This is a genomic window from Nocardia wallacei (assembly GCF_029869545.1).
Lineage (GTDB): Bacteria > Actinomycetota > Actinomycetes > Mycobacteriales > Mycobacteriaceae > Nocardia > Nocardia wallacei_A.
Map to the genome: position 1 here is coordinate 1 of NZ_JARWQD010000372.1, position 13648 is coordinate 13648.

Consider the following 13648-nt stretch of genomic DNA (forward strand, 5'->3'; position numbering starts at 1 on the left):
TCGCCCGAGCACGCCTCGCAGCGGCCGCCCTTCACGTTGAAGGAGAACCGCCCCGGCTGCCCCCGCCCCCGGGGGCGTCCCACCCCCCCCCCGGGTCTTGGGCGGGGGGGCGCGCTCCCCCCGGCGGGGGGGCCGCGCGGGCCCCCCCCCACGGCGGTGATCCCGTCGTCGTAGAACAACCGCGACGCGGTGGCGAGGATCTGCCGCGCCTTCGGCGTCCAGTCGATCGGAGCATCCACGTCCATACCCTCCACTATACAGATCTGTATAGTGGAGCCGGTGGGTATACAGATCAGTAAAGTCAGTCCCGGGCAGGCACGGGTCGCGGTGCTGTCGGCGCTGTTCGTGGCCTGCTGGAGTTCCGGATTCATCGGCGCGAAGCTGGGCGCGGCGGATTCCCCGATCACGACGGTGCTCATGTGGCGGTTCATCCCCCTGGCCGCGGTCCTGGTGCCGGTGGCCTACCGGTTCCACCGCGCCCGCGGCATCCCGTGGCCGGACCGTCCGACCCTGGTGCGGCACAGTGCCATCGGCGTGCTGTCGCAGACCGGATATCTGACGACGGTGTATTGGGCGATCGCCCGCGGCGTGAATACGGGCACCACGGCATTGATCGACGGACTGCAGCCGCTGGCGGCGGCCGCGCTGGTGGGCCCGCTGCTCGGCGTGGCGGTGACCGGACGCCAGTGGGCCGGACTGGGATTGGGCGTCGGCGGCGTCGTCCTGGTCACCGCCTCCGATGCCGCGCACGCCTCAGGTGTGCCCTGGTGGGCGTATCTCATCCCGCTGATCGGCATGCTGAGCCTGATCGCGGCCACCCTGGTGGAACGGCGCGGCCCGCACCCGGTCCCGCCGCTGACCAGCCTGACGATCCAATGCTGCACCAGCGCAGCGATATTCACCGCCGCCGCCCTGCTGACCGGAACCGCCACACCACCAGCCACGGGCACGTTCTGGCTGGCACTGGCGTGGCTGATCCTGCTGTCGACCCTGGGCGGCTACGGCCTGTACTGGTATCTCGTCGCGAAACTCGGTGTCACACAGGTGAATGCGCTGATGTTCCTGATGGCCCCGGTCACCGCCGTCTGGGGCGCACTGCTGTTCGGCGAATCCTTCACGGTGATCACCGCCGCCGGGCTCGCCATCGGTATCGCGGCGGTGATCACCGTCAACTACACCGGGTCCGCCGCTCGATCCGCGGCCACCGGCGTGGGTGCGGCCGAGGTCGTGACCTGCCGATAACCCAGGACGACGACGGCCGCGGCGACGGTCACGAAGGCCGCGGCCGTCCACAGCGCCGTCGCGGGGCGGCCCGTGCCGTCGACGACCGGCCCGGCCACCAACGGGCCGAGGACCGCGCCGATATTGAAGGTGGTGGTCGCCAGGGCTCCCGCGATGCGCGGCGCGGTGGTCGCCGCCGTCCGGACGATCGTCGCGATGAGGGTCGACCCGACGCCGAAGGCGACCGCACCCGACACCACGGCCATGATCACCACACCGGCCGGGACCCGCGCGGTCAGCGCGGCGAGCAGCCAAATCCCTACGAGCGCAACCGTTCCGGCCGTGACGATCCGGCCACCGTGCCGGTCGCTGAAGCGGCCGCCGAGCGTCACTCCGAGGAACGAGCCCACCCCGAAACAGGCCAGCACCACGGGAACCCAGTCATCGCCCGCCGCATCGGCGGTGATCGTGCCGAGGTAGGTGAACCCCGCGAACGTCGCGGCATTGACCAGCGCACCCGCCGCGACAGCGGTCCGGACCGGCCGCGCGACGACCACCGCCCACTCCCTCAGCAGCGAATGTCCTTGCGCCCCAGCTTGTTCACCGGCACGGGGAATCATCGCCCAGACCGGCACCAGCGCCGCCGCACTGATGACGGCCACCGCCCAGAACGCCGAACGCCATCCCCATGCCTGGCCCAGCGCCGTCCCGGCGGGCACACCGGCGATGCAGGCCACCGTGACGCCGGACACCACCACCGAGGTGGCGCGCCCGACCGCTGCCGGACCGACGAGCCGCGGCAGGGCCGCCAGCGCGACGGCCAGGAATCCGGCGTTGGCCACCGCCGCGACGACCCGGGTCACCAGCAGCACGGCGAACTCCGTGGTCACGGCGCCGATGACATGGGCGAGGCAGAACGCCGCCAGAAATCCCGCGGCCGCATGCTTCAGCGGCAACCGGCCCGCCAGCGCGACCATCGCCGGTGCCCCCAGCACCATCCCGGCCGCGAACAACGACGTCAACAGGCCCGCGCTACCGAGGGAAACCCCCGTATCGGCGGCAATCGGTGCCATCAGCCCCGACACCATGAACTCCGAGGTGCCCTGCGCGAAAACCGCGACAGCCAGCACGAAAACCACAATGGGCATAGAAAATCTCCGGATGCGAGGGCGCTCACGAGGCGCCCGAGACGAGTGCGCACCGGGCACACCGGGGCCCGGCAGCGAGATGACATCGTCCGGCGTTACGAAATACGCCCCGGCCGTGCGCCAGCCGGGGAAATGCGCAACGCCGCCCGGCACACAGGCCGAGCGGCTACCGTCTGGACGCCTCCGGAGAATTCACCCCCGCACCGTAACAGCCTCCCCGCCGACCGGGCCAACGAGTTACCCGGCCGCCGCTACAGCGGCATGAGGTGGTGTTTGCGGGGGTCGTGGCGGGCGGTCTTGTCGCGCAGCAGGTGCAGGGCCTTGCGGATTTCCAGGCGGGTGTCGGCGGGCTGGATGACCGCGTCGATGTAACCGCGTTCGGCGGCGACCCAGGGGGTGGCGACCGTGGCGTTGTAGAAGTCGATCATCTGCTGGCGCAGGGCGGGACGCTCGGCCTCGGAGACGGCCGCGAGCTGGCGGCGCTGGGTGAGGCTGACGGCCGCTTCGCCGCCCATGACCGCGATGCGCGCGGTGGGCCAGGCGAGGTTGACGTCGCCGCCGAGTTGCTTGCACCCCATCACCGCGTAGCCGCCGCCGTAGGCCTTGCGCACCACGACCGTCACGATCGGGACGGTGGCCTCGACGACCGCGTAGAAGAACCGGCCGCCGCGCTTGATGACGCCGATCTTCTCCTCCTCGACGCCGGGCAGCACCCCCGGCGTGTCGACGACGAAGACCAGGGGAATCCCGAATCCGTCGCAGAGCCGGATGAAGTGCGCGGCCTTGTCCGAGGCGCGGGCGTCGATCGCCCCGGACGACACCAGCGGCTGGTTGGCGACGACCCCGACGCTGCGGCCGTCCACCCGCGCGAACCCGGTGATCATATTGCGCGCGGCGCCGTCACCGACCTCGTGGAACGCGCCGTCGTCGAAGATGCGCACCAGCACGTCGTACATGTCGTATCCGGCACGATCGGAGTCGGGGATGATCGCGTCGAGTTCCCGGTCGGTATCGGTGATTTCGGGTTCGAGGCCGGGATTGACCAGCGGCGCCTGCTCGAAGCAGTTCGACGGCAGGTAGCTCAGATACGCACGCGCCCAATCGAATGCGGCCCGCTCGTCCGCGGCGACATGGTGGATATTGCCGTTCTGGGCCTGGGTGCGGGCGCCGCCGAGTTCGTCGAGAGTGACCTCCTCGCCGGTGGTCTCGCGGATGATCTCGGGGCCGGTGACGAACATGTGCGCGGACTCGGTCGCGATCAGCACATCGGTATTGATCGGCGAATACACCGCTCCCGCAGCGCATTTGCCCAGCATCAGCGATACCTGCGGCACCACGCCGGACAGCCGCAGCTGCCGCCGGCTCATGGCCGCGTACCAGGCGAGCGAGGTCACCGCGTCCTGCACGCGGGCGCCGCCGGAGTCGTTGATCGCGATGAACGGGCATCCGACGTCGGCGGCGAAATCCATGGCCCGGGCGACCTTGCGCCCGAACATCTCCCCCACCGAACCGCCGAAGACCGTCTGGTCGTGCGCGATCACCACCACCGGGCGGCCCTCGACGGTCCCGCGCCCGGTGACCACGCCGTCGCCGTAGAGGGCGTCGGCGGCGCCGGGCTGTTTCACCAGCGCCCCGATCTCGACGAAACTCCCCGCGTCGAGCAGCATGTCGATGCGCTCGCGGGGGCTGGGAATTCCCTTCGCGGCGCGCTTGGCCACGCCCGCCGCCCCGGCCGGTTCCCGCGCCGACGCGAGATGCTCGCGCAGCAGCTTCAGCTTCGCCGCGGTCGTCGTCTCCACAGGGTCGTTCCTCCTTGTTGCTGCGGGATTGCCGGTTACGCTTCCATCCGACATTAGTAGGAATAGACGCGTACACAACTATGTGCACTGCAATAGACTGTTGTGCGTGTCGTCTACAGCAATGCAGCGCGGCGGCGAGCCGACCTATCAGCAGCGCAGCGGCCGCGCGCTCGAGGAACGCACCCAGGCGATGATCGTCGCGGCGGCGGAGCAGGTGATGACCGCGCGCATCGCCGAGCCGGGCCCGGACGGGATCACCCACCTGACCACCGCCGATGTGTGCGCGGCCGCACGCGGATACATCCGGCGCGACGGCACCGAGGGCCCCATCCCGAAGGCCACGATGTGGAAGCACTTCAAGACCATCGGCGCGCTCGCCGCGGCCGTGGTCGAGACGATGACCGCCGGGAACCGGCCCGTCCCCGACGAGATCGCCGAGCTGGCCGCCACCGGCGCGCGGCCACGCGGCCGCCGCGAGCCCGACGACGCGGCGCGCTGGGAGGCGCGGTTCTCCAGCAGGCACTACAGCATCGCGCAGCTGGAGGAGCAGTTCGACGCCGCCTCCGCCCGCGACGACCGGCCCGACATGCTCTACTGGTCCGCCGAACTCGCCGCACGCCACCTGCGCAGTCATCGGCGCGGCGAGCGGGCGCACGTGCGCAGCGCCCGCGACTGGGCGCGCCGCGGGCTGCGCCTGGCCGACGTCGACTCCCGCCTGGACTGCATGCTCGGCATCCGCTGCACCCAGGCCGCCGCGGCGGCCGAGACCGTGCTGTCGCGCCGGGCCGACTACGAGCCCACCGGTCTGAGCCGGATCCGGTCGATCAAGGAGACCGAGATGTCCTTCGCCGCGGCACTCGGCTGGGACCTGCACCGGGAGCTGGCCCGGTTCCACGCCGACCATGCCCGCGGGCTCGTCGAGGCGGACCCGGAGCGCGAGATGCGCGCGATGCTGACCGTCGCGACCACGCTGCCGCGGCTGTGCGGGCCCGAGTCCGAGCGGGCACGCGAACCCCGCGACGGTGTGCGCGCCGAGGAACTCGCCGACATCATCGCCGGACTGTGCCGCATCCGGCTCGCCTACGCCGACCATCCCGAGCACGGCGACCTGTTCGACGAACTCTTCGGCGACCGCGTGCCCGAGCTGACGCGGGCCCTGCTCGCCTGCTTCCCCGCGACCAACGACGAACGCCGCCGCCACGAGGGCAACGTCCGGGCGCTGCTGCGCCTCGACGATCTGGCGCGGCGCCTCGATCGCATCGACCCGGCCGCCGAGCCCGAGGCGTTCCTGTCCTCCCTCGCGGACTACGGGCAGGCCTCCGGCGACCTGCTGCGAACCACCGAATTCGGCAGTGTCCGTGACATTCTCGTCGCGCGCTACCTCGTCGCCAAGGCCCGCGCACTGGCTCTGCTCGAGGAGCGGACCAGCCCGAGCCCGCCGCGGGCCGACGGTTCGCTCGTCCGCCCGAATCCCGCCGTACTGACCCAGGCCGCCGTCCAGTTCTACGACCACGCCGCCAAGGTCACCAGTCGGCGCGGGTCCGCCGGTGTGCTGCGGGAACACGCGGCGCGCGCCCGCGGGGCGCTCGAAGCGTCGAAACCGCTGGGGGACAACGAGGATACGGAGCTGGCGGACGGTGCCTTCGAGACGATCCTCGAGGCGATCAACGATCTCGTGCTGATCACCATCAGTCGCCGGAATCGCTTCAGCGACACCGAGATCCGGCGCCTGCTCGATATGATCGACCCGATGTACTACTACATCACCTCCGGCCGGAACTGACCGTCGGTCCGCCCTCGTCCGCCGGACGGCGGGGCGTGAACGTCGCCCACAGCGGACCCACCGCGAGCCAGATCACCAGCACCGTGGTGAGCCTGCCCATCCACACCCACAGCTCCCCGGTGCGTCCGGGGGCGCCGACCACGAATACGAGCAGCAGCATCACCGCGCAGGCGGTGGCCCAGGCGAGCAGGCATTTCGCCCACTCGCGCCACTCGTAGCGCACCCGCGCGGGATCGCCCGACGGCGGCGGTTTCACCGGCGGCGGTCCCCCGGCGAACCGATGGTTGACCCGCTGGTCGACCCAGCGAATCGTGCTGTGCCCGAACGCCACACTGAATCCCAGATACGCGGCGCCGAGGCCGTGGGCGGCGGTGGCGGTGGCGCCCCGGCCGAGGTCGAACACCGTCACGATCAGCAGCGCCAGATCCAGCAGCGGGGTGCTGATCAACAGCACGTTGCTGACGCGGCGCCACCGCAGCAGATAGCGGGCGGCCAGCCCGGCCGCCAGTAACACCCAGAACCCCACCTCGCAGGCCGCGATCATCGCCGCGAGCGGATTGGTCCGGAGCTGGTCGAGTATCCCCTCCATGCCCTAGAGCGTGGCCGGATCCGCCCGGCCGCGCGTCGGCGATCGGGGGCACACCGCGTCATCACTTCGACGGATGCCCGGCTCCGCACGTTCCCGCTTTCGTCCGAGGTCCGCGCGGCACCGGATGTGCTGAGATGGAGGGCATGAGGGTGCCGAGGGTCGGCGACTGGCCCGCCTGGCAACGCGACGGGCTGATGGCGGTGGCCTGCTTCGGGCTCGGGAGCCTGCTGCTGGCGTTGCGGCTGCCGCTGACGGTGCGGTTCGGGACCGGCTGGTCGGTGCCCGGCTGGGCGCACCTCGTCCCGCTCGCCGGGGTCTGTTGCGCGCAGTTGCTGCGGACCCGCGCGCCGATCGCGGGACTGCTGTCGGGTCTCGCGATCGCCGCGGCCGCGACACCGATCGGGTTGAGCCTGGGCGTGCTGTACGTGCTCGCCGACCTGCTCTACAGCGCGACCCTGAACGGCTCCCTGCGGGCGAATCGGATCATCATCGGCGCGGCCGGTTCGGTGGTCCTGGCGGCCGGTCTCGGCGCGGGCCTGGCCACCGGCGATTGGCGGCAGGGGCTGCTGGCCGTGCTGGGAGTCGGTGTGTTCCCGCTGATTCCGGTGTGGTGGGCGAACGAGGTGCGGGCACACCGCGCGATCGCCGACTCCGAACGCGCCCGCGCCGATCAGGTCGCGCGGATCGCCGAGCTGGACCGCCGGGCCGCGGTCACCGCCGAGCGCTCCCGGATGGCACGCGACCTGCACGACGTCGTGGCCGGGCATCTGTCGGCGATCGCGATCCAGTCCGAGGCCGCGCTGTCGATGGTGGACGGCGATCCGCGCACGATGCGGACCGTGCTGGCCTCGGTCCGGGAGAACAGCGTCGCCTCGCTCACCGAGATGCGGGCGATGATCGGGCTGCTGCAGTCGGAGGAGGCCGACGAGCCCCGCACCGCGCCCGCGCGGCTGGCGGACCTGGGACCGCTGCTGGATTCGGCGCGGGCGGCGGGGCTGACCGTGCGCGCGCACCTCGAGGTCGCGCCGAATCTTCCTGCGGCGCTGGACCTTTCCGCCTATCGAATCGTGCAGGAGGCACTCACCAATGCGGTCAAACATGCGCCCGGCGGGCGGGCGGAGGTCAGCGTGAGCGGGTGTGACGGCAGGCTGGTCATCGATGTGACGTCCGACGCCGCGGCCGCGGCCACCACCACGGGCGGCACGGGACTGACCAGCATGCGCGAACGCGCGCATGCCGTCGGCGGCGTACTGACCGCGGGCCCCTGCGAGGCGGGGTGGCGGGTGCGGGCGGAACTGCCCGTGCCGGGGGTGGGCGGATGACCATTCGCGTATTGCTCGCCGACGATCACGCCGCGGTCCGGGTGGGTCTGGCCATGATTCTCGGTGCGGCCGAGGGTATCGAGGTCGTCGCCGAGGCCGCCGACGGTGATGCCGCGGTCCGCAAGGCCACGGCGCTGCGCCCGGACGTCGTGCTCATGGATGTGCGGATGCCGGGCCGCGACGGCATCGACGCCACCCGGCACCTGGTCGACCAGGGAATCGCGCAGGTGCTCATGCTCACGACGTTCGATCTGGACGAATACGTGTACGGTGCGCTGCGCGCCGGAGCGGCCGGATTCCTGCTCAAGTCGGTGGAGGCCGCCCGGCTGGTGGAGGCGGTCCGGCTGGTCGCCGCCGGCGACGGCGTCCTCGAGCCGAGCGTCACCCGCCGCGTCATCACCGCCTTCGCCGAAGCCCCGGCCTCGCCCACCCCGCCCGCGGCCCTGGCGGACCTGACCGATCGCGAACGCGACGTGCTGACCTGCCTTGGGGAGGGCCTGTCCAACCAGCAGATAGCCCGCCGCCTATCGATCAGCGAGGCCACCGTGAAAACCCACGTCTCCCGCGTCCTCGCCAAACTGGACCTACGCTCCCGAGTCCAAGCCGCCATGCTCGCCCGCGACGCAGGACTGCTCCCGTAATCCCCTCCCTCTCACATCCCCGGGTGAGTTGGAATGGCTTGGGGCGGAGTACTAGTCGAGCGGATAGCGGGTGCCGAGGGGGGTGCGGTCGGCGGAGCCGAAGGTGGTGACGAGGTCGTCGGCGACCTGGATCAGGGTGTCGCGGCCCTCGACGGCGACGGCCCAGTCCCGGGGCAGGGCGGCGACTCCGTACATGGCGCCGAGCAGGTTGCCCGCGACCGCGCCGGTGGAGTCGGAATCGCCGGAGTGGTTCACCGACAGCAGCAGTGCCGCACGGACATCGCCGGTCCGGGCCGCGTACAGGGCGCTGTAGACCGCGACGGCGAGGCACTCCTCGGCGATCCAGCCCGCGCCGACCTGCTCGACCCGCTCGGGGGTCGCCTCCTGCTCCGACAGCTCGATCGCGCGGCTCAAGGCCGCAACCGTCTCCCCCGCCGCCGGGAATACGGCGAGCTGAGACATGGTCTGCCGCAAGGCATCCGATAGCTCCACACCGTTCACGATGCGGTCGGTCAAGGCCGCGAACGCACCCGCCGCGAAGTATCCCGTCGGATGCCCGTGCGTCAATTGCGCGGCCCGCGCGGCCACGGCGAAGGCGTGATCGGGCCCCGCGCCGACCAACCCGAACGGCGCGGACCGCATCACCGTGCCGCACCCCTTCGACCCCGGATTCACCGGCCCCTGCTGCCCGAGCGGGCTGGGCGCCAGGAATTCCCGCGCCTGCCGCCGCAGCCCCGACATGCACGCATTGCCGGGCGCGCGCACGGCGTGCAGGAACGGCAGGCCGATCAGCCAGCCGTCCGGCTCGGGCCCCTCGTGCTCCTGGGTGTAGAGCCACCGCAGATAGGCGCGGTGCAGCGCGGGCACCGGATCGGCACCGGGCGCCGTCCGCAGCAACCCCTCGGCCGTGAACAGCGTCATCTGGGTGTCGTCGGTGATCTGTTGCGGCGCAGACGGATCCGACTGCGGCAGGAACCCCGTCACACCGTCGGCGCCGTAGCGCTCCCGGATCTTCGGCAGCTGCACGAATTCGATCGGCCACCCCAGCGCGTCACCGATCGCCCCGCCCAGCAACGAGCCGCGGACACGGTCGAACACCGTTTCGTAATCCACCACAAGTCAGCAACCCTAGGCCACCGCGGGGAATCAGTAGGCGATGAACAGGATCTCGTCGCGCGAGTATTCGTGTCCCGGGTGGTTCTCGGCCAGGTGGGCCTGCGTCTTCTCCACCAGGTCGTCCTCGTCGGTCCCGACGATGGCTTCTCCGCAGGGGCAGTTCAGGTTTCGCTTCATCAGCTGTCCTTCCTTCTTCCTTCGAGAGTCTAGGGTGTGCGCCCGAGGATCTCGTAGACGATCTCCAGGCCGTCCTCCTCGTCCCATTGCCGCCCGATCTCGACGAGGCCGTACCGCGCGGCCAGCCGATAGGAGGCCGTGTTGTCCGGGCTGATCGATGCCCGGACCGTCCGTATCCGCGGATCGTCCCCGGCGCGGCGCAACAGGGCCTCCAGCGCCGCCCGCGCGTAGCCGCGCCGCCGATACGCGGGATCGATCGCGTAGCCGACCTCCACCGTCCCCGAGGCGTCGGGCGGCGCGTGATACCCGGCCATCCCCACGGTGAGCTGCCGCGCGACATCGATGACGGCGCCGGTCACCCACGCGGTGCAGGCCGGATCCTCGCGCGCCTGCCGAGCCCGCCACGCCCACACCCGCCGCCAGACCGGATCGGTGAAGTACGCGGTCAGCGGCACCGGGCCGAGCGCGTTCGCCGCCGCCAGATCGCCCGCGGCGAGCGCGTCGAAGATCGGGCCGCTCAGCGGGGCGATCCGCACGACGGGGGTTCGACCGACCCCATCGGCGGCGGCCTGCTGCACTGACACGCGTCCAACCTCTCATACCCGCGGCCGGATATCTTCGGTGCGACGGAAGGAGATCCGGCGTGCGGGATGGCGAACATCCGCTGATCGTCGTGGACGCGGCCAATGTCGTCGGCTCGCGGCCCGACGGCTGGTGGCGCGATCGCGCGGGCGCGGCACGGCGCCTGCTGGCCGCCCTGAGCGGGGCCGCCGAGCGCTTCGGGGAGATCGTCGTCGTCCTCGAGGGCGCGGCGAAGGCCGCCGGTGACAGCGAATCCGGCGACCTGCGCGTGGTGTCAGCGGAGGGGTCCGGGGACGACGCCATCGTCGCGGTGGTCGCGGCCGCCGAGCCGCCGATCACCGTCGTCACCGCCGATCGCGGACTCCGCGCCCGGGTCGAGGCGCTCGGCGCGCGGACCGTCGGACCCCGCTGGCTGCTGGACCGCCTCGAACCGTGACCCGCCCGATCACGCGGACGCGCCGGGCTCCCAGTCGTTGGGATGGCCGTGCACCGCGGGATCGTAGAGCACGACGAACCGGAACCGCTGCGGCGCGGACAGCGGGAACGGGCCCACGCTCAGCTCCTCGGAGGTGTATCGGTCGCTGCTCGTCGTGCGCACCCACTTCGGGGTCCGGTCCTGCTGGTCGAGCCATTTCTGGAAGACCGAGCGGGACGGTTTGGCCGCCATGATCACCGACATCAGCGGCAGCGCCTCGAGCTCCTCGGCGGTCGAGACGAATCGTAGGCCGCCCGGTGCTTGCTCCCTCATGGAGCTGATCTTCCCATCCGCTCCCACCTGCGGTGGCGGGCTTCTCGCGGATTCCTACGCGGAGGTCCGCTCCGCGCCGAATGCGAGGTGATGCTCCAGCAGCACGGTGAGCTGGATGCGGGCATCGTCGAAGGGCCGGGGGGATTTGAGCGCGCGGCTCTGCACGATCGCGCCCTCGATCGCCGACAGCAGCAGGCCCGCGAGCGAATTCGCGATCGCCTCCGGGGCGCCCGCGGCGACGAGTCCCGTGGCGAGGCGATCGGTCCATTCGGTGAATGCCTGCCCGGCCGCGGACTGCACCGCCGGGTCGAGCTCGTCCAGGGCGGCGGCCATCATGAACGATCCCTCGCGGTAGTCGCTGGCCTCGAGCGGATCGCGCCAGAACGCGAACAGCGCGTCGAGCCACTGCTCCGGCGTCGGCGCGGCGGCCAGCGCCTCGGCCATCACCGACACGTGCGAATACACCACGCGCGAGACGATCCGCGCCGCCGTCTCCACCAATTCGCCCTTCCCCGAGGGAAAGTGCTGATACAGCGAGTTGCGCGAGGCGTTGCTGCGCTTGAGCAATTCGCTCAGCCCGGCCGCGTGCACGCCGTGTTCCTGCACCGTGGCGATGGTGCTGGCGATCAATCGGGTGCGCGGTCCGGCCGTCACGCGGAGCCCTCCTCCTCTTGTGTGAACCGATCGGTTCATGTTAGACCTTACATGCGTGAACCGATCGGTTCATGCGAAGAGAGGATCATTGTGCCCGCCCACATCGCCACCGCCGCCCCGGTCGCCCATGCCGAACTGCTCGGCCTGGGCGTGTACCGCCCCCGCCGGGTGGTTCCCAATGCCGAGATCGTCGACCGGATCCAGTCCTCCGACGAATGGATCCGCACCCGCTCCGGCATCACCGCCCGCCGCTGGGCCGAGCCCGACGAGACCGTGATCTCCATGAGCACCGCGGCCGCCCGCGATGCGCTCGCCGCGTCCGGCATCGGCGCCGACCGGATCGATGCCGTGGTGCTGGCCACCTCGTCGCAGATGGTGCTGGGGCCGTCGGCCGGTGCGGTGGTGGCCACCGAACTCGGCATGCACGACACCGCCGCGTTCGACGTCTCGGCCGGATGCGCCGGATTCTGCTACGCGCTGGCCAATGCCGCGAACCTGGTGCGCTCCGGGCAGGCCCGCTACGTGCTGGTGATCGGCGTGGAACGGCTGACCGACCTGCTCGATCCGGCCGACCGCACGTGCGCGTTCATCTTCGCCGACGGCGCCGGGGCGGTCGTGGTGGGGCCGTCGGAGACCGAGGGCATCGGCCCGGTCGCCTGGGGGTCGGACGGCAGCCAGACCGCGGCGATCAAGCAGGACAAGGACTTTCAGCAGTACTTCGCCGAGGTCGCCGCGGCCGAGGCGAGCGGCGGCACCTCGGTGCGGCCCTATATCCGGATGGACGGCCAGGCGGTATTCCGCTGGGCGGTCACGTTTTTGGAGAAGGCCTGCCGCGACGCGCTCGACCAGGCCGGAGTCACCGTCAACGACCTCGATGCCTTCGTGCCGCACCAGGCCAACAGCCGCATCACCGATGCGCTGATCCGCGTGCTGGGCGTGCCCGACACCGTCGCGGTGGCCCGCGACATCGCCGAGACCGGCAACACCAGCGCCGCCTCCATCCCGATGGCCATGGAGGAGCTGCTGCGCTCCGGCGCCGCGCGGCCCGGCGATGTCGCGCTGCTGCTCGGCTTCGGCGCCGGACTCGCCTACGCGGGCCAGGTCGTGCGGCTGCCCGCCATCGGATAGGCCGCCCTACTCCTCCTGCGAGCGCAGGCCGAGGGTGCGTTCGGCGTAGAGCAGGGCGAGCGCGTCGAATCCGGAGTGCATGATCTCCTCGATGCCGATGTCGGCGGCGTGGTCGTGCAGGTAGATCAGCGCGTCCAGGGCCTCGGCGCTGCCCGCGACCCGCAGCGCGTCGTCCCGGCCGACCGGGCCCTCGCCGCAGTCCTGGTGGATCACGAAGGCGAACAGGATGCGCCGGGCGTCCTGCTGGATCTCGGTCGCCTTCAGGTAGGAGTTGATCTCGGCGGCCGTATCGGTATGGGGCGCTTCGGATTCGACGACCGTCGCGGTGTAGACGTAGTTCTCGTCGGATCGGGTCCAGCGCGCCCCGGTTAGGTGGCCGGTCTCGAATCCCACGTCGGCGAGCCGCTCCGCGATCTGGAACGGATCATCGGACAACAGATAGCCGGGCGCCGGTTCATCGAGTCCGGCACGCTGCGGGTACGCCTCCCAGACGACCTTGGTCACCGGCCCACCCTATCCGAGCGGCGGCCCGGCGAGCGCATTCGTCAAGTGGCGTACATCCCGATGACCGGCTTCCTCGACGGCTCCAGGGTGGTGAGCAGCGTGCGCATGACCTCCTCCGGGACCGCGACGCACCCGGGGGGGGGGGGGGGGGGCCCGGCCCGGGGGGACGCACCCCCCCCCCCCCCCCCCCCCCCCCCCCCCCCCCGGGGGGTGGTGGGGACCGCGCGAAGATTTAT

The 13648-nt window shown here is 71.3% G+C and carries 16 protein-coding genes; 6 read left to right on the forward strand and 10 right to left on the reverse strand.

The annotated features are described in order from the left end of the window. Positions 1–245 (reverse strand): hypothetical protein (locus tag QH290_RS34295; RefSeq protein ID WP_280387478.1); only part of this gene is annotated, 245 nt, incomplete at its 3' end. A 34-nt stretch (positions 246–279) separates the two neighbouring features. Here QH290_RS34295 and QH290_RS34300 point away from each other — a divergent pair. Continuing rightward, complete coding sequence (locus tag QH290_RS34300) at positions 280–1242, forward strand: DMT family transporter (protein ID WP_280267980.1); 963 nt, start codon at positions 280–282, stop codon at positions 1240–1242. Here QH290_RS34300 and QH290_RS34305 read toward each other — a convergent pair. Beyond that, positions 1173–2369 carry a Cmx/CmrA family chloramphenicol efflux MFS transporter gene (locus QH290_RS34305; RefSeq protein WP_280267981.1) on the reverse strand — a complete coding sequence of 399 codons (1197 nt, stop codon included), beginning with the start codon at positions 2367–2369 and terminating at the stop codon, positions 1173–1175. The genes QH290_RS34300 and QH290_RS34305 overlap by 70 nt on opposite strands. Before the next feature lie 251 nt (positions 2370–2620). Beyond that, on the reverse strand, positions 2621–4168 hold the full coding sequence (locus tag QH290_RS34310) for an acyl-CoA carboxylase subunit beta (RefSeq protein WP_280267982.1): 1548 nt from the start codon (positions 4166–4168) through the stop codon (positions 2621–2623). Between the two features lie 106 nt (positions 4169–4274). Here QH290_RS34310 and QH290_RS34315 point away from each other — a divergent pair, with 106 nt between their 5' ends. Further along, positions 4275–5951, forward strand: a complete 1677-nt coding sequence (locus tag QH290_RS34315) for a hypothetical protein (RefSeq protein ID WP_280267983.1) — start codon at positions 4275–4277, stop codon at positions 5949–5951. Here the strand turns inward: QH290_RS34315 and QH290_RS34320 are convergent. After that, positions 5932–6540, reverse strand: coding sequence for a hypothetical protein (locus QH290_RS34320; protein WP_280267984.1), 609 nt, complete (start codon positions 6538–6540; stop codon positions 5932–5934). The two genes, QH290_RS34315 and QH290_RS34320, sit on opposite strands and share 20 nt — an antisense overlap. Positions 6541–6683: 143 nt before the next feature. Here QH290_RS34320 and QH290_RS34325 point away from each other — a divergent pair, with 143 nt between their 5' ends. Together QH290_RS34325 and QH290_RS34330 are read left to right on the forward strand one after the other, a co-directional pair. After that, positions 6684–7862 carry a sensor histidine kinase gene (locus QH290_RS34325; protein WP_280267985.1) on the forward strand — a complete coding sequence of 393 codons (1179 nt, stop codon included), beginning with the start codon at positions 6684–6686 and terminating at the stop codon, positions 7860–7862. Beyond that, on the forward strand, positions 7859–8503 hold the full coding sequence (locus tag QH290_RS34330; RefSeq protein ID WP_280267986.1) for a response regulator: 645 nt from the start codon (positions 7859–7861) through the stop codon (positions 8501–8503). The genes QH290_RS34325 and QH290_RS34330 overlap by 4 nt, the downstream gene beginning before the upstream one ends. Positions 8504–8554: 51 nt before the next feature. On the opposite strand, the gene QH290_RS34335 is transcribed toward QH290_RS34330, so the two are convergent. The 3 genes from QH290_RS34335 to QH290_RS34345 are packed head-to-tail and all read right to left on the reverse strand — an operon-like array spanning position 8555 to position 10380. After that, on the reverse strand, positions 8555–9619 hold the full coding sequence (locus QH290_RS34335) for an ADP-ribosylglycohydrolase family protein (RefSeq protein ID WP_280387480.1): 1065 nt from the start codon (positions 9617–9619) through the stop codon (positions 8555–8557). Between the two features lie 30 nt (positions 9620–9649). Next, on the reverse strand, positions 9650–9796 hold the full coding sequence (locus QH290_RS34340) for a DUF1059 domain-containing protein (RefSeq protein ID WP_280267988.1): 147 nt from the start codon (positions 9794–9796) through the stop codon (positions 9650–9652). Between the two features lie 29 nt (positions 9797–9825). Further along, a complete protein-coding gene (locus QH290_RS34345; RefSeq protein ID WP_280267989.1) occupies positions 9826–10380 on the reverse strand; it encodes a GNAT family N-acetyltransferase in 555 nt (184 codons plus the stop codon). 59 nt (positions 10381–10439) lie between these two features. On the opposite strand from QH290_RS34345, the gene QH290_RS34350 reads away from it, so the two are divergent. After that, a complete protein-coding gene (locus tag QH290_RS34350; RefSeq protein WP_280267990.1) occupies positions 10440–10814 on the forward strand; it encodes a hypothetical protein in 375 nt (124 codons plus the stop codon). A gap of 9 nt (positions 10815–10823) precedes the next feature. Here QH290_RS34350 and QH290_RS34355 read toward each other — a convergent pair whose 3' ends face one another. Both QH290_RS34355 and QH290_RS34360 read right to left on the reverse strand, forming a co-directional pair. After that, positions 10824–11126 (reverse strand): hypothetical protein, encoded by a 303-nt coding sequence (locus QH290_RS34355; RefSeq protein ID WP_280267992.1) that lies wholly within the window; start codon positions 11124–11126, stop codon positions 10824–10826. Between the two features lie 54 nt (positions 11127–11180). Continuing rightward, the gene (locus QH290_RS34360; protein WP_280267993.1) at positions 11181–11780 is read right to left on the reverse strand and encodes a TetR/AcrR family transcriptional regulator; all 600 of its coding nucleotides are present in this window, start codon (positions 11778–11780) and stop codon (positions 11181–11183) included. Between the two features lie 90 nt (positions 11781–11870). Between QH290_RS34360 and QH290_RS34365 the strand changes: the two genes are divergently transcribed. Then, entirely contained in the window at positions 11871–12908 is a 1038-nt protein-coding gene (locus tag QH290_RS34365; protein WP_280267994.1) for a beta-ketoacyl-ACP synthase III, read from the forward strand. A gap of 6 nt (positions 12909–12914) precedes the next feature. Here the strand turns inward: QH290_RS34365 and QH290_RS34370 are convergent, their stop codons facing one another. After that, positions 12915–13412 carry a hypothetical protein gene (locus QH290_RS34370; protein WP_280267996.1) on the reverse strand — a complete coding sequence of 166 codons (498 nt, stop codon included), beginning with the start codon at positions 13410–13412 and terminating at the stop codon, positions 12915–12917. Between the last annotated feature and the right edge of the window lie 236 nt (positions 13413–13648).

Bases quoted from the DNA above. Each gene is read 5' to 3' on its own strand.
- QH290_RS34325 (WP_280267985.1), top strand. From the start codon at position 6,684: ATGAGGGTGCCGAGGGTCGGCGACTGGCCCGCCTGGCAACGCGACGGG.
- QH290_RS34320 (WP_280267984.1), bottom strand. From the start codon at position 6,540: ATGGAGGGGATACTCGACCAGCTCCGGACCAATCCGCTCGCGGCGATG.
- QH290_RS34305 (WP_280267981.1), bottom strand. From the start codon at position 2,369: ATGCCCATTGTGGTTTTCGTGCTGGCTGTCGCGGTTTTCGCGCAGGGC.
- QH290_RS34340 (WP_280267988.1), bottom strand. From the start codon at position 9,796: ATGAAGCGAAACCTGAACTGCCCCTGCGGAGAAGCCATCGTCGGGACC.
- QH290_RS34355 (WP_280267992.1), bottom strand. From the start codon at position 11,126: ATGAGGGAGCAAGCACCGGGCGGCCTACGATTCGTCTCGACCGCCGAG.
- QH290_RS34330 (WP_280267986.1), top strand. From the start codon at position 7,859: ATGACCATTCGCGTATTGCTCGCCGACGATCACGCCGCGGTCCGGGTG.